The organism is Shinella sp. WSJ-2 (assembly GCF_003432075.1).
Lineage (GTDB): Bacteria > Pseudomonadota > Alphaproteobacteria > Rhizobiales > Rhizobiaceae > Shinella.
Map to the genome: position 1 here is coordinate 638556 of NZ_QWBU01000002.1, position 23253 is coordinate 661808.

The window sequence follows — 23253 nt, forward strand, 5'->3', positions numbered from 1 at the left end:
AACCATTTGTTAACCATTGGCCGTTAACTCTTCATTAAGAACGATGGACTGGCGCCCAGGGCAAACGAGCGGCGCCGGATGCATGAGCACTCTCCTCGTTACCGGTCCCTCGCTTACTCCGGCATGTCCCCCGACACATATTCAGGGTAAGTCCTATGACCAGCATTCTGACCAACTCCGCCGCCATGGCGGCGCTGCAGACCCTCCGTTCCATCGATAACAGTCTCGAAACGACACAGGCCCGCGTTTCCTCCGGCCTGCGCGTCGAAACCGCGGCCGACAATGCCGCCTATTGGTCTATCGCCACGACCATGCGCTCCGACAACCGCGCGATCTCGACCGTCGCGGATGCCTTGGGCCTCGGTGCCGCGAAGGTCGATACTGCCTATACCTCGCTGGAAAACGTCATCGACGTGATGAGCGAGATCAAGGCGAAGCTGGTCGCCGCGCGAGAACCGGGCGTCGACAAGACCAAGATCAACGACGAAATCAAGGAGCTGAAGAGCCAGCTCGTCTCCGCGACCCAGTCGGCCTCGTTTTCCGGTGAAAACTGGCTTTATAATACGGGAACCGACGAACTCGGCATCAAGTCTGTCGTGGCGTCCTTCGTGCGCAGCGCCGACGGCAACGTCCGAGTCGCCACGCTCGATTTTGACACCGCAAACTCCGTGCTGATCGACATCGAAGCGCCGGAGCTGGGCTATCTCACCCGGTCCATCGACGTCGCCGACGTCATGGATGATCCGCCGAGCGGTGTTGGCCCTTACTACCTGATCGACATGTCGGAATACGTTTCGGGCGGATCGGCTGATGCCGGCGACCCGATCGCGATCGACAACGACACGAGCTATGACGAACTCGACGGCATGATCAGCGTCACGGACTCGATCATCAAGAACCTGACCAACGCCGCCTCCACGCTCGGCGCCATCACCAAGCGCATCGAGATGCAGGAGAGCTTCGTCGCCACCCTCGGCGACGTGATCGACAAGGGCATCGGCCGCCTGGTCGATGCAGACATGAACGAGGAATCGACCCGCCTGAAGGCGCTGCAGACCCAGCAGCAGCTCGGCATCCAGTCGCTCTCGATCGCCAATTCGAGCGCCGAGAACATCCTCCAGCTCTTCCGCCAGTAAGGGCGGAAAGGCTTCGAAATCCACCCGGCCGCTGGTCATCGGCCGGGCGGGCGGTTGGGCCGCGCGACTTGCCCTGGCGCGGCCCAACACCCTTCATCTTCATCCTCGCACAAGTTTGAACGCCTAGGCTCAGCGGCACGATCAGGAAGATTGTGTGCCTTTCGCCTCCCGGAAGGCGCTGTGTCCGTGGAGATAGGTCAGCGGTGTTGTCAGGTTCCAGTGTTTTTAAGAGCAGGCGTTCGAGCAGCCCGCGGAGCATCCGCCGGGCTTCGTTTGCGTTTGCCGGGCACGCGGCAGAGCTGGGAGAGGGCGCATGAGCGCACAACTTGCCCGCTACCTGAAGGATTTCGGCGCACCCTCGCGCGCCAAGACGCCGACTTTCCAGCCGCCGAGCTTCGGTACGGAAGAAGGCGGTGCTGCAGCTGCCGAACCCTTCGCCATGCCGCTCGCCTTGCCGCCGGTCGATATCGAAGCCGAGCGGGCCACCGCCTTCGCGGAAGGACGTTCCGAAGCCGAGGCCGAGTTGCACGCAAAGTTCGATGCAGAAATGGATGCCTTGAAAGAGGCGCATAAGGCGGAGCTGGAAACGCTGCGCCTGCGCTACGAGCAGGATTATGCCAGGGCGCTCGCCGAACGTTTCTCGATGCTGACGGGTGAGGTGGCCGATGTCGTCGCCGCCCAGACCGCGCAGGTGCTGGCACCCGTCATGAACCAGATCCTGACCAAGGGTGCCGTCGGTGATCTCGCGCGCATGATCACTGAAGGGCTGCAAGACGGTGAGGGCGTGACCATCACGGTGAAGGGGCCGGCAAACCTTTTCGAACAGTTGAAAGCGCGTTTCGACGACCCCGCGCCGGTCTTCCGGCATGTCGAGACGCAGGATGTCGATCTGACGGTGGAGTATGGCGAAACCGTCCTGGTAACGCGGATGGCGGCCTGGGCTGACACCGTACGCAAGGTGCTTGCATGAGCGAAGGCGAAAATCACCACCACGGCAAGAACGAGATCATCATCGTCAAGCGCCATGGCGACCATGACGGCGACCACCATTCGGCTGCCTGGAAGATCGCCTATGCCGACTTCATGACGGCCATGATGGCGTTCTTCCTCGTGATGTGGCTCGTCAATGCCGCCAACGAGAAGACGCAGGCCTCCGTGGCCGCCTATTTCAATCCGATCAAGCTGACCGATGACAAACCGGCCGACAAATCGGTGAAGAAGCCCGCCAACAGTGCGGAAGGCGAGGCGACGCAGGACAAGTCCAAGGAAGCCGGCCAAAAGCAGGCCGCTGGCAATGGCGCCGAAAACGGCAAGGACGAAAGCACCTCCGCGGGCGAGGAGACGCAGTATTCCGAGGCGAACTATTTCGAGAACCCCTATTCGGTTCTCTCCGAGATCGCACAGGAAGTCGGCCAGCAGGCCAATGTAAGTGCCAAGGGCGAGGGCGGCGCCGCCAATTCCGGTCCCGCGACCGGCGCGGATGGTGGCGAAGCCTATCGCGACCCGTTCGATCCCGATTTCTGGACGCAGCAGGTGGATATTTCCCAGGCGACCAGCAACGGCAGCGAAGGCAAGGCCAACCAGCAGGTTGCCGTCGCCAGCGACAAGACCGTGCAGGAGGCGCTTGCCAAGGACAATGCGGAGAAGGCGGAGGCTGCCAAAGCCGAAACCGACAAGGCTGAAGCCGAAAAGGCCGCTGAGGACAAGAAGTCCAAGGAAGATGACGACGCCAACAAGCTGAAGGCCGAGATCACCGAACAGATCGGCACGCTCGGCAAGCTGGCGGAAGGCCTGACCGTTACGCCGGCCGAAGGCGGCCTGCTCGTCAGCCTTACCGACCAGATGGACACGCCCATGTTCAACATCGGCTCGGCGCTGCCCAAGCGCGAGATGGTGCTGGCCATGGAGAAGATTGGAAAAATCCTCGAAAGCCGCCCCGGCGCCATCGCCATCCGCGGCCATACCGACGCCCGGCCCTTCGCCGGCGGCAAGAACGACAACTGGCGCCTATCCATGGATCGCGCGCAGAGCGCCTATTACATGCTGGTGCGCGGCGGGCTTGCGGAAAAGCGCGTGAGCCAGGTCACGGGCTTTGCCGACCGGCGCCTGAAGGTGCCGTCCGATCCGATGGCCGACGCAAACCGCCGTATCGAAATCCTCATCCAGGCCGAGGGCGGCTGATCGATGGGTCTGTTCCGCCGCCTTCTCCTGACGGGTACGGTTTTCTGCGCAGCGTTCGGCGCCGGTGCATCCGCGCGTGCAGCCAGCCCCGAGGACATCGAGCCCTACAAGATGATCCGGTCCCTGCAATATGTACAGGACACGGTGGTGCTCGGCGATCACTCGGCCATGGAGATGCAGCGTTTCCTGCTGACCACCATCGACGACCGGCTGCGTACGGCCGAGCCCTCCGTCTTTGATGATCCGCGCAATGTCGATGCAGCCCTTGTCTATGCGATGAGCGGCGGCAATCCGGAAACGCTGGAACTGCTGATCAAGAAGGACGTCGACGGCCATTTCGATTCCCGCCTGACGGATGCGCTCCGCGCCTATCTCTCCGGCCGCGGCACGCAGAGCGTCAAGTCGCTCGCGGAGATATTCCCGGAATACAAGCGGTCGCGCGTTGGGCCTTATCTCGCGCTCGTCTCGGCCAATTCGGTCATCCGCAAGGATCCGGCGCTGGCACTGACCTATTTCGACTGGGCGAGGCTCGTCGCGCCCGGCACGATCGTCGAGGAAGCGGCGCTGCGCCGCTCCATCTTCATCACCAGCGAGGCCGGCTGGACCGACAAGAGCATGGTCTATGCCAACCGCTACGCGCGCCGCTACCTGCGCTCGCCCTATGCCAGCCAGTTTGCCGATCTCTTCGTGAAGCTGGCCGTCGATCATTTCGATGAACTCAAGGAAGAGGACATCCTGGAGGTTCTCTCCTTCATGGACGTGCCGCGCCAGCGCGAGGTCTATCTGCGCATGGCGCGCCTTGCGGCCATCACCGGCAAGAACAAGCTGGCGACGCTCGCCGCCACGCGCGCGCAGATGCTGTCCGACGACGGCGAAAGCGTGCCCAAGGTGCTGGCGGATCTCTATTCGGGGCTGGCCTCAGTGCCTTCGGGTGATGTCGCCACGGCCATGGAAGCCATCGCCGCCATTCCGGACGACAAGCTTTCCCCCAAGGACCGGGCGCTGAAGGCGGCGGCGAAGGCGGTGGCCGAGGAAGTGCTGCGCGCGCCGGAGACGGCCGCACTGGAAGAGAGCGTGCCGCAAACGCAGGCCGCTCTTCCGGCGGAGGGGGAAGACCCCTCCTATGACGGATTGAGTGAGGCCGAAACGGCCGACCGGACGATGGACCCGCGCGCAGGCGCGGGAGAGACTCCGGTCGTGGCCGCCGGGTCCGGGACTGAAGAAAAAGAGCAGCAGGGGAAGGCGGGCGTGGATCCGGCTTTCGACACTTTCGTGTCGAGCGGTCGCTCCAAACTCGATGCGATCGACGCGCTCTTGAAAGGAGAAGGCAGTTGAGCACCATCGGCAGCGGTATTAGCGGCGTCCTGCAAGGACAAACGTCCTCCAAGGGCAAGAGTGTTCAAGGCAAGGCGGCGGACACCTCGGAGAAGGGCGCCTTCGCCAGCGCGGTGGCCAGCCTGCAAGGCAAGGCAGGCGATGGCGAGAGCGGCCGCAAGGGCGGGCGTATCGCGATTGCCGAGACCAGCCGCAGCCAGATCCAGATCGAGCAGGCCACCGACACGCGCACAAGCGGCCAGCGTGACATTGCTGCACTTGCCGAGGCTTTGCAGGAAGCGAGCGCTACCGCATCCGCCAAGACGGAAACGACGCCTCTCGAAGAGCAATTCACTCCGCAAACGGATGAGAACGGGCTTCAGCTTCGCAAGATTCGAGCCGGTGAGCATGAGACGGGCGGAATCGTTGCGAAAAAGGACGGCGAGCCCAAGTCAAAGCATGCGGCGGGAGACGAGCTTCAGGCGGTGCACGTCGACACCAAGGACGTCAAAGAGGTTAAGGGCACCAAGGACGCCAAGTCCGTCGAGGAAGCCCCCGCTGACACCGATGTGGGCAATCTCCTCGAAATGCTGAGCACGCCTGCCGTCATTCCGCAATCCTTTGTCAATGGCGCTGCTGTCCAGGTGGCAGCTTCCGGCCTCATGCAGGATGTGAAGGGGCAAACGAGCGAGAAGGGGTCAGCGAAGGCCGAGCTTGCGCTCGCTGCGAAGGCTGACGGCAAGCCAGCTTCTAATGCGGATGCCGCGCTACTCGCTGATGCGGCGGATACAGGCGAGGTCCCCCAATCGGACACGGACCAGCTCTTCCGGTTGATCCGCGCCGATGGCAAGGGCCGGGATCTCGATATGAGCATTTCGGGCATCGGCGAGCGGACGAGCGTACGTGATGCCGCCCAGACCACTGCCGGCAAGGTGGAGACGGTGACGGTGCTCGATTCCCGCCGCTATATTGGCTTGGCACCGACCAGCAATGCCGGTGCGGTGACGACCGCCATTGCACAGGATCCGAACTGGGCGGCATCGCTCGGCTCCACCGGCGGCCTCAGCCATTCGGAAGCGGCAGCGACCGGTAAGGTCGTCAATACGCTTAAGATCCAGATGAAGCCGATCGATCTCGGCACGGTGACGGCGACGCTGCGCCTGCACGGCGATGCACTGGTCGTGTCGCTGCAGGTGGAGACGGGCGAAGCCTACCGCCAGCTCAGCGACGATCAGGATGCCATCGTCAAGGCGCTGCGCGGTCACGGCTTCGCCGTCGACCAGGTCAGCGTCCAGTTGTCGTCGATCGACCGCAGCAGCAGCGCGCAGCAGGGCGACGGACAGGCCTCCCAGCAACAACAGCAGTTCTCCAGTCAGCCCCAGACCCGTGAGGGCGGCAACGGCCGCCAGGGCGGCAATGGCGACGGCACACGCACTTTCGCAGGCGAAGGAACCTCCCATGACGGCAACACGTCGGAAAACACTTCTAGCCTCTCTGGCGGCCAGCCTGTGCGCTCTGGCGGCGTCTACCTCTGAAGCGGCGACGTCGGGCAGCTGCGAGCGTGAAATCCTCGCGGCGGCGGCGAAATACGATATCCCGGCCGGCATCCTCTATTCCGTCGGTCTCACCGAGACCGGCCGGAAGGGATCGTTGCAACCCTATGCCATGAATATCGAGGGCAAGGCCTATTTCGGCCGGAACCAGGAGGAGGCGCTGCAGGCCTTCCAAGCGGCGCGGGCACGCGGCGCCAAGCTGATCGACCTCGGCTGCATGCAGATCAACCACCATTTCCATGGCGACCAGTTCGCGTCGCCGGCGGAAATGTTCGACCCGCGCAAGAATGTCGAATATGCGGCGTCCTTCCTTGCGCGTCTCCACGCCCGGCATGAGACCTGGACCATGGCCGTTGCCCGCTACCATGCGGGCCCGAACAACGACCCCGCACAGAAGCGTTATGTCTGCCGGGTGATCGCCAATCTGGTTGCGACGGGCTATGGAAGCTGGACGACGAACGCGAAAACGTTCTGCCAGTAATTCTATTAAAAGTTGAATATTCGAGCCCAAACGGTCTGTGCCGTAATGTGGCAGCAATGCGCCCAGTTTTGGCATGGCAAGGCGCGGCGTTAACCTTTGTTAACTTTTCCACCGGAAAATTGTGGCGAAAACCGTCCGTACCTACTATATGTAGACCAAATCGGCACGCAATTCTTAATCAACTGTTAAAACCACCCAGTCACTTTCTCTAGTTGCCGGTGATTCGCCCGATTCGTACCACTGCCTGAACGAGGCACCACACTGATTCGGAGGCGGACGAATGATCGTAGTGGTTGATGAGCGCGAGCTCGTGAAAGACGGCTATACTTCTCTTTTTGGTCGCGAGGGCGTGCCCTCGACGGGGTTCGATCCCCGTGAATTCGGCGAGTGGGTCAATACCGCCGCCGATTCCGACATCGATGCGGTCGAGGCATTCCTGATCGGTCAGGGCCAGCATGGCATGGAACTGCCGCGGGCGATCCGTGACCGTTCGCAGGCTCCGGTCATCGCGGTCAGCGATACACCCTCGCTGGAAAACACCCTTGCGCTGTTCGACAGCGGCGTCGACGACGTCGTGCGCAAGCCGGTTCATCCCCGGGAAATCCTGGCCCGTGCGGCGGCCATCCGGCGCCGCCTGAAGGCGCTGACCAACTTCACCGAGATCGGCCCTATCAGGGTTTTCTCCGACGGTCGCGATCCCGAAATCAACGACGAGATCTTTCCGCTGCCGCGCCGCGAGCGTCGCATCCTGGAATATTTGGTCGCCAACCGCGGCCGCCGGCTTTCCAAGACCCAGATCTTCAATGCGATCTACGGCATTTTCGACGAGGACGTCGAAGAGAACGTGGTCGAAAGCCACATCAGCAAGCTGCGCAAAAAGCTGCGCAAGAAGCTCGGTTTCGACCCGATCGATTCCAAGCGCTTCCTTGGCTACTGCATCGACTGGCAGGGCTGAAAATTTGCGATCCGGCGGGGGAATGCGGACCGCGCCGGATCGCGTTGCAGCCAGCTTCACGCAAGGCCCGTCCCATAGGGTCCTGGTGACGAGATGAACGGGGATTTGACATGAGCCTTTACGGTACGATGAGAACGGGTGTTTCCGGCATGAACGCCCAGGCAAACCGCCTGAGCACGGTTGCCGACAACATCGCGAATGCGAACACGACGGGCTACAAGAAAGCCTCCACCCAGTTTTCCTCGCTGATTCTGCCCACCACCGGTGGCGCCTATAACTCGGGCGGCGTAACCACTGACGTGCGCTACTCCATCGCCTCGCAGGGCACCTTCACGTACACGACGTCATCGACGGACCTCGCCATCAACGGCAAGGGCTTCTTCATCGTCAAGGGCAGCGACGGCCAGGAATACATGACCCGCGCCGGCGCCTTCACCCCGATGGATGACGGCACGCTGCAGAATTCCGCCGGCTTCACGCTGATGGGCTACCAATACTCTTCGACCGAAGACCCGACCATCGTCGTTAACGGCTTCGACGGCCTGGAAGAGATCAACCTGTCCTCCGGTGAACTCAGCGCCACGGGCTCGACCGAAGGCGCACTCGACGTCAACCTGCCGTCGAATGCCGCCGATGGTTACGAGAAAAAGACTTCGCTCAAGGCCTATGACAGCCAGGGCAATTCGCGTCTCATCGAATTCACTTACACCAAGGTGTCGGACAACAACTGGACCGTTGAAGCTGTTTATGACGGCACGTCGATCGCTGGCCCGATCGCCATGACCTTCGGCACTGACGGCAAGCTGCTGACCCCGTCGCCGGCGACGATCACGACGAGTGCGCTGGCCACTGGCGGGGCGAACCTGGCTTCGCTTGAGATCAGCATCGGCGGTTCCACCCAGCTCGCCTCCGACTTCGACGTTTCCAACGGCAAGATCGACGGCAATGCGGCCAGCAAGGTCACCGGTTACGAGATCAGCGACGACGGTGTGCTTTCGCTGAAATATTCGAACGGCGAATTGACACCGAAGTATCGTATCGCGATGGCCTCGGTGCAGAGCCCAGACAACCTCAAGCCGCTGCCGGGCAACGTCTACTCGCAGAGCAACGACTCGGGTGTTGTCGTCATGGGTTATGCCGGCACCAACGGCTACGGCAGCATCATTTCCGGCGCGCTCGAAGATTCCAACGTCGATATCGCCGAGGAACTGACGAGCATGATCGAATCGCAGCGTAACTACACGGCGAATTCGAAGGTCTTCCAGACCGGTTCGGAACTCATGGAAACCCTCGTCAACCTGAAGAGATAATGCGGCCTGAACCCCGCGCGCAGTCGAGAGTTAGGTAAATCCGATGTCGCTTTCAACAGCAATGAAGACTGCTCAGTCGAGCTTTTCGAACGTAGGCCTGCAATCGGCCGTCGCGTCGAAGAACATTGCCAATGCAAGCGATGCATCCTATGCGCGCCGGTCGGCGGTTCTCGCCACGGCCGCAACAGGGGCCTCTGTCGTCGAAACGCAACGGGCCCAGAACGAGGCGCTGCTGAAGCAGAACCTCGTCAGCATTTCCAAGTCGTCCGCGCAGAATACGCTTCTGACCGGGCTGACCAATATGAAGATGATGCTCGGTGGCGAGGACTACGAACTCGCCCCGTCCACCTATCTTTCCAAGCTACGCGACAATCTCCAGGCCTTCGCCGACAAGCCGAACGAAGTTTCACTTGCCGAGACCGTCATTGCCGATGCGACCGATGTCGCCAACTCGCTGAACGGTACGTCGCTTGCCGTGCAGAAGATGCGTGCAGAGGCAGATGCCGATATCGGCACCGCCGTGACGGAACTCAACCGCCTGCTGTCCGAATTCAAGACCTATAACGACCAGGTCAAGCAGGGCACAGCCGCCGGCACTGACGTCAACGACGCTCTCGATCAGCGCGACAAACTCCTGACCCAGATCTCACAGATCGTTGGCGTCAGCACGCTGAAGCGCACCAACAACGATCTGGCGCTCTATACCAGCGACGGCACCGTGCTGTTCGAAACGGAGCCACGTGCCGTTACCTTTACGGCGACTCCGACCTATACGGCGACCGTAACCGGCAATCAGGTTTACATCGATGGTGTCGCCGTCCAGATGGGCACCGGGGGCAACACGAGCGCACAGGGCTCCATCGGGGCACTCCTGCAAATTCGCGACTATACGGCCCCAACCTTCCAGACGCAGCTTGACGAGACGGCGCGCAGCCTGATCAACATGTTCTCCGAAAACGTTTCGGGAACGCAGGTGGACGGGCTTTTCGTCCGCAACGGCGTCGGCGTCGGCGATGACTTCAGTGTCGATACGGCCGTGTCGGGACTGGCCACGGTGATCGGGGTCAATCCCGCCGTCATCACCAGCCAGGGCGGTAACGCCATGCTGCTGCGCGATGGTATCAACGATACTTTCAACACCGGTAACAATGCCAGCTTCTCCGAACTCCTGAAAAGCTATGCCGCGGCGTTCGAAACGCCGATGACCTTTGACACGGATGCGGCAATCGACACGACGGCAACGATCCTTGCTTTCTCGACCGGCTCGGTCGGTTGGCTTGAACAGCTGCGCAGCGCGGCAACGACGGCAAGCGACGACAAGACGGCGCTGCTCGGCCGCACGCAGGAAGCGCTGCAGAACGTGACGTCCGTCAGCCTCGACGAGGAGCTTGCGCTGCTGCTCGACCTCGAACAGTCCTACAAAGCATCGGCAAAACTTGTGTCGGCGGTCGATGAAATGATCACCGCGCTTCTCCAGGCAGCAGGCTAAGCTATGAAGGCTTCTTTCGTTTCCAACATGTCCCTCCAGAACGCGATGCGCATCACGGTTGCGAGCGCGCAAAAGGAGATGCTGAAGGTCCAGGAAGAGTCCGTGACGGGCCGTCATGCGGATGTCGGCGCGGAACTGGGCGCCAAGACCGCCCGCACCCTGAACCTGCACAGAGACCTGCAGCGCATGGAATCGCTGAAGAGCACCAATGCCTTGACGACGCAGCGCCTCGCCGCGTCCCAGGAAGCGCTCGGCCAGATGTCGACGGCGGCAAACGACGCCATGGGCGTGTTGATCGCGCTGTCGGGCATCACCTCCGCCGACCAGCTCCAGCTTGCCAAGAGGAATATCGGTGATGCGCTGTCGACCTTTACGGCGGCGGCCAACACGTCCTTCAGCGGCGAATATCTGTTCGCCGGCATCAATTCCGACGTGATGCCGTTCAACGACTATGACCAGACGTCGCCCGTGTCGGATGCCAAGACCGCTTTCGACGCGGCCTTCCTGGCGCATTTTGGCTTCGATCAGACCGATGCGGCCGTTTCGACCATCGATCCCACCGACATGCAGTCCTTCATCGACGCGCTCGAAACAGACTTCATGGGCGTAAACTGGGAAAACAACTGGTCGAATGCGTCCAGCGAAAACATGAACAGCCGCATCAGCGCCTCCGAAACGGTGCAGAGCTCGACCAACACCAATGTGGACGGCATGCGTCACATGGCACTCGGCCTGGTGATCGGCAAGGAGCTGCTCGCACTTAACATTTCCGAAGCGTCCCGTAAGGTCGTAAGCGACGCGGCGATCGACTATATGGGTCGGGCCGTCTCCGGCATCGACGGGGAGCGCTCGAAGCTCGGCATTTCCGAATCCCGCGTGACCCAGGCCAACACCTCGCTCGACGCCCAGATCACCATCCTGAGCACCAGCATCAAGGATATGGAAGGTATCGATACCTACGAGGCGGCAACGCGCGTGACAACGCTCGAATCGCAGCTTTCGCTCGCCTACACGCTAACCTCGCGGATCCAGAATCTGAGCCTGCTGAACTACCTCTGATGAAGCAGAGGATACGGACACACATGAAGGATGTCTGAATGTACCAGTTTTCATATGCCGAGATCATGGAGGAGGGCGTTGCCGTCTCGAAGGATCGGGAACGGCAGGTCCTCGAACGGTCTGTTGCGCTCCTGGAAGCGGCAATCGCGGCCGGTGGAACCTACGGCAAGGAAGCGGTGGAAGCCGTTTATTACACGCGTCGCGTCTGGATCCGGTTCATCGAGGATCTCGGAAATCCGGAAAACCAACTCGACGACGAACTGCGTGCCAATCTGATCTCGATCGCGATCTGGATTCTCAAGGAAATCGAAAAGATCCGCAAACGCGAATCCACCAATTTCCAGGGCATTATCGACATTACAACCATCATCAAGGATGGAATCAAATGAAAAGTACGCTGCGTATATCGCTGAAGTCTGGGGAACGTATTTTCGTCAACGGCGCCGTTCTGAGGGTCGATCGCAAGGTGGCGGTCGAATTCCTGAACGACGTGACCTTCCTTCTGGAAAACCACGTCCTGCAGCCGGAGCAGGCGACGACCCCGCTTCGCCAGCTCTATTTCATCGCTCAGATGGCGCTGATAAACCCGGAAGGCGCCGAGCAGTCGATCGCTATGTTCCGCAAGTCGGTCATCATGCTGCTCTCCTGCTTCAAGAACGAGGAAGTGCTGGCCGAGCTGAAGCGCGTCGACGCGCTCGTCACGCAGGGCCGCGCCTTCGAGGCGCTGAAGGCGATCCGTGGGCTCTACCCGATCGAGGACCGCATTCTCAACAACCAGGAAATGGCGCCCGCCACGATCGAACAAATCCGCAGGGAGATCGCACCATGGTAACGCCTGTCGGCGCCGCAAGCAGCGCCACGTCTACCCAGACCTCGTCCGGCAGCGAAGCGACGACTGCCGAAAAGTCGGCGACACTGAACTATGAGAGCTTCCTGAAGCTGCTCGTGGCGCAGATGAAGAACCAGGACCCGACCGAGCCGATGGATTCGGCCCAGCAGATGGCGCAGCTTGCGACTTTCTCGCAGGTCGAGCAGACCATCAAGACGAACAAGAATTTCGAGAGCCTGCTCCAGCGCACGTCGCTGCAGGAAGCCAATTCCGTCATCGGCCGCACCGTCACCAGCGAGGACGGCAAGATCACTGGTGTGGTCAAGGAAGTGACGCTATACAACGACGGTATCGTGGCCAAGCTTGATTCGGGCGAGAAACTCGTCATCGGACCCGGCGTGAAGATAAGCGAAACCAAGACTTGAATGAGGCAGACGCCCTCGACATAGCGCAGGCAGCCATCTGGACGGTCGTCGTGGCCTCCGGACCGGCCGTGCTTGCCGCCATGATCGTCGGCGTCACAATCGCCTTCGTGCAGGCCCTCACGCAGGTGCAGGAAATGACCCTCACCTTCGTGCCAAAAATCCTGGCGATCTTCGTTGCGATCGCCATTTCGGCGCCTTTCATCGGCGCCCAGATCTCCATCTTCACGGATCTCGTCTTCTCCCGCATCCAGAGCGGTTTCTAGCGCGCCTCCGGATGCGCTTTACGCCTCGCCGGCGTGGCTTTCCCCATCCTCGCACAAGCTTCGCCCTGTAGGTCATCGGGTGAAATGGGCGACGCATGTTCCGCGTCGCCGCCTCTCATGATGAGACGGGAAGCATAAAGATGGCGCAAGTTCCGGCAATCAACCTTCCGAAGGTCAGTCCCAGCGGTCGCGATGTCGCATTCGCCGTGGGCATCCTGACGATCCTGTCGATCCTCTTCCTGCCGATCCCGGCCTTCATGATCGATATAGGCCTGGCCTTCTCGATCGCCTTTTCCGTCCTGATCCTGATGGTCTCGCTGTGGATCCAGCGGCCGCTCGATTTCTCGGCCTTCCCGACCGTTCTCCTCATCGCCACCATGGTGCGCCTGTCGCTGAACATCGCGACGACGCGCGTCATTCTCTCGCATGGCAACGAGGGCCACGACGCGGCGGGCGGCGTGATTGCCGGCTTCGCCAGCCTCGTGATGTCCGGTGACTTCGTCATCGGTATCATCGTCTTCATGATCCTGATCGTGGTGAACTTCATCGTCATCACCAAGGGTGCGACGCGTATCGCGGAAGTCGGCGCGCGCTTCACCCTCGATGCGATCCCCGGCAAGCAGATGTCGATCGACGCCGACCTTTCGGCGGGCCTCATCGACGAGAAGCAGGCGCAGCTGCGTCGCCGCGAGCTGGAAGAGGAAAGCTCCTTCTTCGGTTCGATGGACGGTGCGTCGAAATTCGTGCGCGGCGACGCGATTGCCGGCCTTCTCATCACCGCCATCAACGTGTTCGGCGGCATTATCATCGGCTATTTCCGCCATGGCATGGAACTCGGCGAAGCCGCCGACGTCTTCGTCAAGCTGTCGGTCGGTGACGGTCTGGTCTCGCAGATCCCGGCCCTCATCGTTTCGCTCGCCGCAGGCCTCATCGTCTCGCGCGGCGGCACGTCCGGTTCCACCGACCAGGCCGTTATCAACCAGCTCTCCGGTTATCCGCGCGCGCTTATGGTCGCGGCGGCCCTGATGATCATGCTGGCCCTCATGCCGGGTCTGCCTTTCCTGCCCTTCATGGTGCTTGGCGGTCTGATGGCCTTCGGCGGCTGGATCATTCCGCGCCGCATCGAGGCCGAGAACCAGGTCAAGCGTGCCGCGGAAGCCCAGCAGGTGCAGGCGACGCGGGACCAGGAGAAGGACTCGGTCAAATCGGTGCTCAAGACCGCCGAGATCGAACTCCTGCTCGGCAAGCAGGTCTCCACCCGCCTGCTCGGCGCGCACCAGGAACTGGCCTTCCGCGTCGGCAAGATGCGCAAGAAATTCGCCGGGCAATACGGCTTCGTCGTTCCGGAAATCAAGGTGTCCGACGACATCGCCATTCCCGACAAATCCTACCAGATCCGCATCCACGGCACGACGATCGCGTCCAACATCGTGCGCGTCGGCGAAGTGCTCGTCGTCACCGGCGGCGGCCGCAAGCCGAGCGTGCCGGGTGACGAGATCCGCGAGCCCGCCTTCGGCATGCCGGCCGTGTCGATCCTCGAAACCTTCGCAGAGGACCTGCGCCGCGAAGGCTTCCACCCGATCGACAACGTTTCGGTCGTGCTGACACATCTTTCGGAAGTCATCCGCAACAACCTGCCGCAGCTTCTGTCCTACAAGGACGTCAAGGTGCTGATCGAGCGCCTTGATCCGGAATACCGCAAGCTCGCCGACGAAATCTGCTCATCGCACATGTCCTATTCCGGCCTGCAGGCCGTGCTGAAGCTGCTGCTTGCCGAGCGCGTCTCGATCCGCAACCTGCATCTCATTCTCGAAGCCGTTGCCGAACTCGCGCCGCATGTGCGCAAGACCGAGCAGATCGTTGAGCATGTGCGCATCCGCATGGCGCAGCAGATTTGCGGCGACCTGACCGACAACGGCGTGCTGCCGGTGCTGCGCCTCGGCAACAAGTGGGACATGGTGTTCCACCAGGCGCTGAAGCGCGACTCGAAGGGCGAAATCGTCGAGTTCGACATCGATCCGCGCCAGTTGGAAGAGTTTTCCGAACAGGCGACCCGGGTTATCCGCGAGTTTCTCGACCGCGGCACACCCTTTGTACTGGTCACGTCGCCCGAATCCCGCTCTTATGTGCGCATGATCATCGAACGCCTGTTTGCAACATTGCCGGTTCTCTCGCATGTCGAGCTCGCCAAGGGCATCGAGATCAAGATCCTCGGCTCGATTTCATGATAACCGACCCGCAGGGCACGGTGCTGGCGCTGTTCGCCGCCTTCTGCCGTGTCGGCGGGTGTTTCATGCTTTTGCCGGGCTTCTCTTCGGCCCGCATCTCGATCCAGATCCGCCTGTTCCTGGCGATCGCGATCTCGATGGGTGTGCTGCCGATCATGTGGGACGTCATCTATCCGCGCTCCACCGGCGATCTCGACGGTTATCTTTCGATGATCGCCTTCGAGACGCTGACGGGGGCGGTCATTGGCCTGATCGCCCGCTACTACGTGCTTGGCCTGCAATTCGCTGGCACGGTGCTGACCATGATGATGGGCTTCAACGCGCCGCCGACACCCGATGTGCTGGAAGATACCCAGGAAAACCAGCTGACAAACCTCTTGTCCTTTGCCGGTCTACTCGTGCTGTTCATGCTGGATTTCCACCATGTCGTCATGCGGGCGCTGATCGAATCCTATAATGTCATGCCGATCGGTGCGGGCTTCAATCCGCAGAGCGCGCTGATCACGCTCACCGACACGCTCAGCCAGACCTTCATGATCATGCTCAGGCTGGCGAGCCCCTTCATTCTTTACGGCCTGGTGTTCAACGTCTCCGTCGGCCTGATCAACAAGCTCGCGCCACAGATCCCGATCTATTTCGTCTCGCTGCCCTTCATCATCACGGGGGGGCTGCTCCTGCTCTATTTCGGTATATCGTCGCTGCTCGAGATTTTCGCGAGCGGCTTCATTCCGGTCTTCAGAGGGGAATAGCCATGGCGCAGAGCCGTTCGGAAAAGCTCAAACGTCTCGTTACCGTGCAGCGCCATCTCGAGAAGATGGCCGAGATCGATCTCGCCAACACCACGCGCCAGCGCCAGGAAGCCGCCGAAACCATGGATGCGGTCGCCGACGCGATCAATTCGCTGAACCCGGTGCATCGCAGCTTCTCGCGCCACTATTCCGGCCAATACAGCCGGCTGCAACAGCAGGACCAGATGCTGGCCAACGTCCAGCAGATGCATGAGATGCGCGTGGTGCGCGAGCGCACCAAGGGCGATCGCATGGAAGACCACATGAAGGAAGCCCGCAGCGCCGAAGAGCGCGAGGCGGCCGATGACGCTATCTACGATCTGATCGACCAGCACATCGCCTATAAGGGCGGCGACGACTGAGATCGTCCGCAAGTTTCTGAGACGACACAGCATTTTCGCGCGCGCAAGGTCAAGCTTGCCTCAAATTGGATTTCGGATGCACTGCCGTCACGGCATCGTCATCCGCCACCAGCCTCCCGTAAGGTTGAGCAGCGATAGTCTCTCAACGGACGATGAAGAGTTTGCCGAAGCAGCTGCGATGTGCAGCGCGGGTGAGCCGATGTCCCGATGGTCATGAGGCCGGCGGACCGCCATGAGGACGGGTCCGGCTCGCAGGATTTACCTGAAAGGCTTTGAGACGTGGCAATTACCCCCCCCAGTGATCTGGTGCTCGATGTCGTGCGGGCTGCCGATCCCACCCAGGTTCAGGAAGCGCAAGCCAAACTGAAATCGAACCGCGCTTCCTTCGAAGCGACCAGTCTTGCCGAAGCAGGCGCCGGATTCCAGGCCGCCGTCGGCACCATTCTCAATCGTGATTCCGCTGGCGCGACCGCGGCGTCCAACGGTGTTTCCGCCGTCGGCGGCAAGGCGGCCGTGCCGGAACATCTGCGCAAGTTCGAGACGATGGTTCTGCAGAACTTCGTGAAATCGATGATGCCGAGCGAGAGCGAGCAGATCTACGGCGAAGGCACGGCCGGCGAAATGTGGCGCGGCATGATGGCCGACCAGCTGGGCGAGGCGCTCGGCAAGGGCGGCGGCATCGGCATCGCCGAGGCGCTCGCCAAGAAGAGCGGCATTTCGGGAGGCGCCAAGGACAACGATCCCGACCGTGTCGCTTCCGGCATGGTTCAGGCCTTGCAGCGGGAAGCCTTTGCCGACCTGACGCCCGGCATCAAAGAACACAAGAAAACGGCATAAGCGGAGAACAACAAAATGGAACAGGCAAGCAACGAAATCCGAATCCGCTCCGTGCTCGGTCGGCTTGAAACCATTATCGACAACGAGAACGACAATATCGGTCACGATCCCGATTTCGATCTGCCGACGTCGAATGCCCACAAGAGCCGCTGCCTTTATGAGCTGGCCATGCTGACGCGCGACGTGCGCCCGGAAGAGGTTCCGCAGAGCTTCTCGCCGCAGCTCGGCCGTGTGCGCGAAAAGCTCGCCACCAATGCCCAGCGCGTCTCGGCCCATCTCGATGCGGTGCGGGAGGTCGTGACCATCCTGAAGAATGCCGTACAGGACCTCGAAGCTGACGGCACCTATTCGCAGGAACAGTTCCGCCTGGGTTACGGTACATGATAAAGCTCATCGGCACCGGTGTCTGGGTCCTCGCGGTCACGCTTGCTGCGGTGTATTTTTCGCTGAAGATGGCCTCGGCCCCAAAGGTCGACGAGGAAGCCGCGGCGCGCGAAGCCGCGATGGAATTCGTCACCGGCTATACGACGACCGTCCCCGTTCTCGGTCAGGATGGGGTCAACGGCTACTTGCTCACCAAGCTAGCCTACAAGGCGAACAAGGAACTGGCAGCCAAGCAGGTCGTACCACTGCCGCAGATGATCACGGACGAGCTTTACACGTTGCTCGTCGGCAAGAAGATGATCGACGTGAAGGCCGCGGGCGATTTTGACCTCGACGCCTTCCGCGGTGTCATCAAGGAAGGCCTTAATCGTCGTTTCGGTGCAGACGTGATTGCTGAGGTCTATGTCGAGCAGATCGATTACATCACCACCGCCTCTCTCGAAGAACCGGCGCCCAAGAAGGGCGTCACGCTTCTGAAGGGTGAAGTGCCCGAAGTGAAGCCGGCAGAAAAAAGCGGCGGACACTAGGTCCACCGCTGAGGTGAGGCAGTTTTTGCAGAAGCCGGCCGCCTAGCGCGTGCCGGCTTCTGCCGTTTCATCGTCCGGGCGCTTCACCACCAGGCCCGACAGCTTGTAACGCATGACATGGTAGAGGAAGAGTGGGTTGCCGATCACGTAGCGCCGCCACAGGCGCGAGGGTTCCTGAAGCAGCCGGTAGAGCCATTCGAGGCGCAGTTTGCGGATGCCAAGCGGCGCGCGGCGAACGTCGCCGGCGACGAAATCGAACAGTGCGCCGACGCTCAGCACCAGCCTTGCATGGCCGGGACCGACATGGCGGTCGATCCACTTCTCCTGTGCGGGGCTGCCCATGGCGACCAGCAGGATATCGACATTGGCCTCGCGCACCTGCTCCATGATCTCGTCGGATTTCGCCCGGTCGAAGAAACCGTCGGAAATCGGAATGAATTCATGCCAAGGCGCATGGCGGCGGAAATTTTCCGTCGCGCGCTGGAGCGTCTTGGCGCGCGTGCCGATCAGGGCGACGCGCATCGGCTTGGTGATATAGGTCAGGAGCGCTGGCACGAAATCCGTGCCGTTGAGGTTTGCCGGGAATTTGCGGCCGTGGAAAACCATGGAGGCGATATCGACGCCGTGGCCATCGGGGAAGACGACCTGGCGCTCAAGCACGGCGCGGTATTCCGGATCACGCATCATCAGGTTCGCATTGTTGGCGTTGATGAAGGCGATCACGGTCTGGCCGAAGGGCATGGTCGCTACCTCTTCGGCAAAAGTAAAGGCGTCGGCCCAGCTGAGCTCGCAGACGGGAAGACCGAGAATGTCGCGTTGCGCGGTGACGATATTGCCTGACACGAGGTTCATGACAGGGCTCCTCTCGCGGTGACGCCGCACGTCTGGCGACCGGACCGGCCGGCCGTCATGGCCTGCCAATTGGCTCGATGCTTCGGGAATGTGGGAAAGGGCTTCATGCTGCTCCCGCAATGCTTGTGCTGCTGGAAGCCGGTGTAACAAGCCCGCCTGAAAGGGCTTTTAAGGAATTCGTTAGAAGGCGGCGGGGTGCTTTTATCCTTTGCTAACCATGCGCGTTCCGCCTATGTTATCTCACTGAAAAGACTTTCTTTTCATGCGATGCTACCGTCGCTTTCGGCCCTTTCGGGGCAAAAATATTTGCGGCGGGTGCTTCAAAAAAAGACTGATACGGGCATCTGATTGGCTCTCTCATGCCGCCCAAAAGCCCTTTCAGGAGTGAGAGGAAAACGGATGTTAACGAATTGGGCCGGTTGTTTGCGAAACGGGACGCTTGAATTTATGCGTTTTGGACAGCATAGGGCGTTAAGAGGCCATCCCGCCGCGCAGCCGCGCTCCTAAAGTGGGCGCAATTCATCAGGGAGAGAAATGTGACCACCATTATCGATGGGAAGCAGGTTGCCGCTTCCGTGATCGACGCCGTGAAGGCCGCGACCGTGACCTTGGAAAACGAGGCCGGCGTCAAGCCTGGTCTCGCCGTCGTCATCGTCGGCGATGATCCGGCAAGCCACGCCTATGTCGGCGCCAAGAGCCGCATGTCGAAGGAATGCGGTTTCAACTCCATCCAGCATACCCTGCCGGAGCAGACGACGCAGGAAGAGCTTGCCGCGCTCGTCGAGACGCTGAATGCCGACGAGACCATCCACGGTATCCTCGTCCAGCTGCCGCTGCCCAAGCACCTGAATTCGGACCCGATCATCCAGTCGATTAGGCCGGAAAAGGATGTCGACGGCCTGCATGTCGTCAATGCCGGCAAGGTGGCGACCGGCGATCTCGACGGCGGTCTCGTCTCCTGCACACCGGCCGGCGCCATGGTCTTCGTGCGCCGCACCCATGGCGAGGACCTGTCCGGTCTCAATGCGGTGGTGATCGGCCGCTCCAACCTGTTCGGCAAGCCGATGTCGGCCCTGCTGCTCGCCGCCAATGCGACGGTGACGACCGCCCATTCGCGGACAAAAGATCTCGCTGGTGTCTGCCGCAATGCGGATATCTTGGTCGCTGCTGTTGGCCGCCCAGAAATGGTCAAGGCGGACTGGGTGAAGCCTGGCGCCACCGTCATCGATGTCGGCATCAACCGGATCACGACGGCGGAAGGCAAGACCCGCCTCGTCGGCGACGTCGCCTTCGACGAAGCCGCCAAGGTCGCCGGCGTCATCACGCCGGTTCCCGGCGGTGTCGGTCCGATGACGATTGCCATGCTGATGGCCAACACCGTGATCGCCGCCTATCGCAAGGCCGGCAGGAAACCGCCGAAATTCTGATGATCGCGTGAATGTAAAAGGCGCCCCGCGGGGCGCCTTTTTATTTGCCCGCGGGGGCAGGGCCGGTCGAGGCGCGCACGATCAGGTCGGTCTTCCAGAGTTCCTGCTGCGGCAGGGTCTCCAGTTGAAGAATATCGGCGATCAGCCGCCGCGCGATGCGCTGGCCGGCGGCTCGCAGCGACGAGCGCGTCGTCGTCAGCGGCACCATGAAATTCTCCGGTTTCAGCATCGGCAGCACGTCGTCATGGGCGATCAGCGAGATATCCGAGCCGAGCTTGAGTTCCGCCTGGTTGATCGCCCGCACCGCGCCGAGCGCCAGAACCGTACTGGAACACAGCACCGCCGTCGGTGGGGTCTCCAATTGCAGGAAGCGTTCCATGGCACGAAACCCGTGCTCGTCGGTCATCTGCGAATTGGAATTGCATTCGTCGCGCAGCACGAGGCCGTGTTCCGCCAGCGCCCGCACCGTGCCCTTTGTCCGCCGCTTGGAGAAGGTGAGATAGTCGGGCCCGTTGATGAGGGCGACGTGCCGGTGGCCAAGCTGCGCAAGCAGGCGCGCGGCATCGTAGAAGGCGCCGGTATTGTCGATATCGAGATAGGGATAGTCCGTCGCGATGCCCATCGAGCGGCCATGCACGACGAAGGGCGTTTTCAGCGACTTCATCATGGCGATGCGCGGATCCTTTTCGCGCATATAGGCGAGGAACAGCGCATCGACATTGCCGCTGGCCACGAGGCGCCGGCACGTCGCGACCTCGTCCTCCGGATGGCTCGGATTGATGACGAAGTGGAAATCGTGCTTGACCGCCTCGTCGCCGAGGCCGGCGAGGAATTCGCCGAAATGCACGTCGGACTCGATGCCGTCGGCGGTCGGCATGACCAGGCCGATCGAACCGGCGCGGCCGGTCGCAAGCCGCTGCGCGGCCCTGTTGGGGCGATAGCCTGTCTCCCGGACGGCATCGAGAACCCGCTGACGCGTCTCGGCATTGACTTCCGGATAGCCGTTCAGCGCCCTGCTGACGGTTGTCTGCGACAGACCCAGCAATTGCGATAACTGCTTGAGATTCACATGCTTAGCTTTCTTGAAACATTAAAAGCGCTTTGGAGATTGTGCGTTGATATTCCCCATATTGTTCCCAAAGCGTTTTGACATCTAACATCAGCAATTCCTTCAGGAAAAGCGGATTTGGTCATTTTGCGGCGCAAAACTACGCTGCACTGCGTCAGAAACGTCGTTTTTGTTTGAAATGATTTGGGGGTACTTGACGAGGGTGAGGGGGAAATGGGATGAAAGGAAATCCAAAGCGCTTTGAATTTTGGGGTATTTTAGAGGATGCCTGCCCTGGGAGGGCGGGTTTGCTATGGGAGGCAAATCACGTGAAAAAGACATTGCTGATGACGGCTGCGCTGGCACTTCTGATGGCTGGCGGCGCTGCTGCTGCCGACTTGAAGTTCAAGCCCGGCGAAGATTCGAAATTCAACTGGCAGAGCTTCGAAGACTTCAAGAAGGGTCATGACCTCAAGGGCCAGACCTTGACCATCTTCGGCCCCTGGCGCGGCGAAGACGAAGCGCTCTTCAAGAATGTCTATGCCTATTTCGTCGAAGCGACGGGCGTCGACCTGAAGTACTCCTCCTCGGAAAACTACGAACAGCAGATCGTCATCGACACCCAGGCCGGCAGCCCGCCTGATGTCGCCATCCTCCCGCAGCCAGGCCTGATCGCCGACCTCGCGTCCAAGGGTTACCTGACGCCGCTCGGCGAGGAGACCCAGAAGTGGCTTCTCGACAACTACGCCGCCGGCCAGTCCTGGGTCGATCTCTCGACCTATAAGGGCAAGGATGGCACGGCCGCGCTCTATGCCTTCCCCTACAAGATCGATGTGAAGTCGCTCGTCTGGTACGTGCCTGAGAACTTCGAAGACGCCGGCTACGAAGTGCCGAAGACTATGGAAGACCTGAAGGCGCTGACGGAGAAGATCGTCGCCGATGGCGGCACGCCGTGGTGCATCGGCCTCGGTTCGGGCGGCGCCACCGGCTGGCCGGCGACCGACTGGGTCGAAGACCTGATGCTGCGCACGGCCTCTCCCGAAACCTACGACAAGTGGGTGAAGAATGAGATCCCGTTCACCGACGCCTCCGTCGTCGGCGCGCTGGATGAATTCGGCTGGTTCGCCAAGAACGACAAGTTCGTCGATGGCGGTGCGGCTGCCGTTGCCTCCACCGACTTCCGCGACAGCCCGAAGGGCCTCTTCGCGTCGCCGCCGAAGTGCTACCTGCACCACCAGGCATCCTTCATCCCGTCCTTCTTCCCGGAAGGCACGGTCGTCGGTGAGGACGCGGACTTCTTCTACATGCCGCCCTATGCCAGCAAGCCGGAACTCGGCAACCCGGTTCTCGGTGCCGGCACGCTTGCCATGATCACCAAGGACACGCCGGCCTCGCGCGCTTTCATCGAATTCCTGAAGACGCCGATCGCCCATGAAGTCTGGATGGCGCAGACAAGCTTCCTGACGCCCTACAAGAGCGCCAACAAGGAAGCCTATGCCAATGGTCCGATGAAGAAGCAGGGTGAAATCCTGCTGAATTCCACGACCTTCCGCTTTGACGGTTCCGACCTGATGCCGGGCAAGATCGGCGCGGGCGCGTTCTGGACGGGCATGGTCGACTTCGTCGGCGGCAAGTCCGCGGCTGATGTCGCCGCCGGCGTCCAGAAGGCCTGGGACGCCATCAAGTAACATCCTGGCGAACCGGCGGGTCCTTGCCCGCCGGTTTTCCCAAGCATGCCAACATGCAGCGGACCATGCGGTGCAAGCCGCGTGAGCGCCCCTTGTGCCTCTCAGGGTCCGGTTTGC

Annotated in this window: 24 protein-coding genes; 22 read left to right on the forward strand and 2 right to left on the reverse strand. The window is 61.2% G+C overall.

The genetic code is table 11. The annotated features are described in order from the left end of the window. The first annotated feature begins 155 nt into the window (after positions 1-155). The 20 genes from D0Y60_RS07240 (at position 156) to D0Y60_RS07335 (ending at position 18121) form a co-directional block, all read left to right on the forward strand. The gene (locus D0Y60_RS07240) at positions 156-1136 is read left to right on the forward strand and encodes a flagellin (RefSeq protein ID WP_117368205.1); all 981 of its coding nucleotides are present in this window, start codon (positions 156-158) and stop codon (positions 1134-1136) included. A 313-nt stretch (positions 1137-1449) separates the two neighbouring features. Beyond that, positions 1450-2106: a hypothetical protein gene (locus D0Y60_RS07245; protein WP_117368207.1), complete on the forward strand. Its 657-nt coding sequence runs from the start codon at positions 1450-1452 to the stop codon at positions 2104-2106. Further along, positions 2103-3317, forward strand: coding sequence for a MotB family protein (locus tag D0Y60_RS07250; protein WP_117368209.1), 1215 nt, complete (start codon positions 2103-2105; stop codon positions 3315-3317). Before D0Y60_RS07245 ends, D0Y60_RS07250 begins: the two co-directional genes overlap by 4 nt. 3 nt (positions 3318-3320) lie before the next feature. Beyond that, complete coding sequence (gene motC / locus D0Y60_RS07255) at positions 3321-4652, forward strand: chemotaxis protein MotC (protein WP_245409104.1); 1332 nt, start codon at positions 3321-3323, stop codon at positions 4650-4652. Further along, positions 4649-6166: a flagellar hook-length control protein FliK gene (locus D0Y60_RS07260; protein ID WP_117368211.1), complete on the forward strand. Its 1518-nt coding sequence runs from the start codon at positions 4649-4651 to the stop codon at positions 6164-6166. Before motC ends, D0Y60_RS07260 begins: the two co-directional genes overlap by 4 nt. Next, positions 6090-6665: a transglycosylase SLT domain-containing protein gene (locus tag D0Y60_RS07265; protein WP_117368213.1), complete on the forward strand. Its 576-nt coding sequence runs from the start codon at positions 6090-6092 to the stop codon at positions 6663-6665. The genes D0Y60_RS07260 and D0Y60_RS07265 overlap by 77 nt, the downstream gene beginning before the upstream one ends. A 280-nt stretch (positions 6666-6945) precedes the next feature. Next, positions 6946-7620, forward strand: a complete 675-nt coding sequence (locus D0Y60_RS07270; protein WP_117368215.1) for a response regulator transcription factor — start codon at positions 6946-6948, stop codon at positions 7618-7620. A 110-nt stretch (positions 7621-7730) separates the two neighbouring features. Further along, entirely contained in the window at positions 7731-8930 is a 1200-nt protein-coding gene (locus D0Y60_RS07275) for a flagellar hook protein FlgE (RefSeq protein ID WP_117368217.1), read from the forward strand. A gap of 43 nt (positions 8931-8973) precedes the next feature. Next, positions 8974-10419, forward strand: coding sequence for a flagellar hook-associated protein FlgK (gene flgK / locus D0Y60_RS07280; RefSeq protein WP_117368219.1), 1446 nt, complete (start codon positions 8974-8976; stop codon positions 10417-10419). A 3-nt stretch (positions 10420-10422) separates the two neighbouring features. After that, positions 10423-11478, forward strand: a complete 1056-nt coding sequence (locus tag D0Y60_RS07285; RefSeq protein WP_117368221.1) for a flagellar hook-associated family protein — start codon at positions 10423-10425, stop codon at positions 11476-11478. Positions 11479-11516: 38 nt separating this feature from the next. Further along, entirely contained in the window at positions 11517-11867 is a 351-nt protein-coding gene (gene flaF, locus D0Y60_RS07290; RefSeq protein WP_117368223.1) for a flagellar biosynthesis regulator FlaF, read from the forward strand. Next, complete coding sequence (gene flbT / locus D0Y60_RS07295) at positions 11864-12310, forward strand: flagellar biosynthesis repressor FlbT (protein WP_117368225.1); 447 nt, start codon at positions 11864-11866, stop codon at positions 12308-12310. Before flaF ends, flbT begins: the two co-directional genes overlap by 4 nt. Further along, positions 12304-12732: a flagellar hook assembly protein FlgD gene (gene flgD, locus D0Y60_RS07300; RefSeq protein ID WP_117368227.1), complete on the forward strand. Its 429-nt coding sequence runs from the start codon at positions 12304-12306 to the stop codon at positions 12730-12732. Before flbT ends, flgD begins: the two co-directional genes overlap by 7 nt. Continuing rightward, positions 12729-12995, forward strand: coding sequence for a flagellar biosynthesis protein FliQ (gene fliQ / locus D0Y60_RS07305; RefSeq protein WP_117368229.1), 267 nt, complete (start codon positions 12729-12731; stop codon positions 12993-12995). The genes flgD and fliQ overlap by 4 nt, the downstream gene beginning before the upstream one ends. Before the next feature lie 140 nt (positions 12996-13135). Next, on the forward strand, positions 13136-15223 hold the full coding sequence (flhA, locus tag D0Y60_RS07310) for a flagellar biosynthesis protein FlhA (RefSeq protein ID WP_117368471.1): 2088 nt from the start codon (positions 13136-13138) through the stop codon (positions 15221-15223). After that, complete coding sequence (gene fliR / locus D0Y60_RS07315; RefSeq protein ID WP_117368231.1) at positions 15220-15972, forward strand: flagellar biosynthetic protein FliR; 753 nt, start codon at positions 15220-15222, stop codon at positions 15970-15972. The genes flhA and fliR overlap by 4 nt, the downstream gene beginning before the upstream one ends. Positions 15973-15974: 2 nt before the next feature. Further along, the gene (locus D0Y60_RS07320) at positions 15975-16373 is read left to right on the forward strand and encodes a hypothetical protein (protein ID WP_117368233.1); all 399 of its coding nucleotides are present in this window, start codon (positions 15975-15977) and stop codon (positions 16371-16373) included. 279 nt (positions 16374-16652) lie between these two features. After that, complete coding sequence (locus D0Y60_RS07325; protein ID WP_117368235.1) at positions 16653-17210, forward strand: rod-binding protein; 558 nt, start codon at positions 16653-16655, stop codon at positions 17208-17210. Positions 17211-17225: 15 nt separating this feature from the next. Then, positions 17226-17594: a hypothetical protein gene (locus D0Y60_RS07330; protein WP_117368237.1), complete on the forward strand. Its 369-nt coding sequence runs from the start codon at positions 17226-17228 to the stop codon at positions 17592-17594. Continuing rightward, the gene (locus D0Y60_RS07335) at positions 17591-18121 is read left to right on the forward strand and encodes a hypothetical protein (protein ID WP_117368239.1); all 531 of its coding nucleotides are present in this window, start codon (positions 17591-17593) and stop codon (positions 18119-18121) included. Before D0Y60_RS07330 ends, D0Y60_RS07335 begins: the two co-directional genes overlap by 4 nt. 42 nt (positions 18122-18163) lie before the next feature. Here D0Y60_RS07335 and D0Y60_RS07340 read toward each other — a convergent pair whose 3' ends face one another. Further along, on the reverse strand, positions 18164-18973 hold the full coding sequence (locus D0Y60_RS07340; RefSeq protein WP_117368241.1) for a WecB/TagA/CpsF family glycosyltransferase: 810 nt from the start codon (positions 18971-18973) through the stop codon (positions 18164-18166). A 536-nt stretch (positions 18974-19509) separates the two neighbouring features. Between D0Y60_RS07340 and folD the strand changes: the two genes are divergently transcribed. Further along, on the forward strand, positions 19510-20400 hold the full coding sequence (folD, locus tag D0Y60_RS07345) for a bifunctional methylenetetrahydrofolate dehydrogenase/methenyltetrahydrofolate cyclohydrolase FolD (RefSeq protein ID WP_117368243.1): 891 nt from the start codon (positions 19510-19512) through the stop codon (positions 20398-20400). A gap of 40 nt (positions 20401-20440) precedes the next feature. On the opposite strand, the gene D0Y60_RS07350 is transcribed toward folD, so the two are convergent. Further along, positions 20441-21469 carry a substrate-binding domain-containing protein gene (locus tag D0Y60_RS07350; RefSeq protein WP_117368245.1) on the reverse strand — a complete coding sequence of 343 codons (1029 nt, stop codon included), beginning with the start codon at positions 21467-21469 and terminating at the stop codon, positions 20441-20443. Positions 21470-21777: 308 nt separating this feature from the next. Here D0Y60_RS07350 and D0Y60_RS07355 point away from each other — a divergent pair, with 308 nt between their 5' ends. Further along, positions 21778-23136, forward strand: coding sequence for an ABC transporter substrate-binding protein (locus D0Y60_RS07355; RefSeq protein WP_117368247.1), 1359 nt, complete (start codon positions 21778-21780; stop codon positions 23134-23136). Positions 23137-23253: the final 117 nt, after the last annotated feature.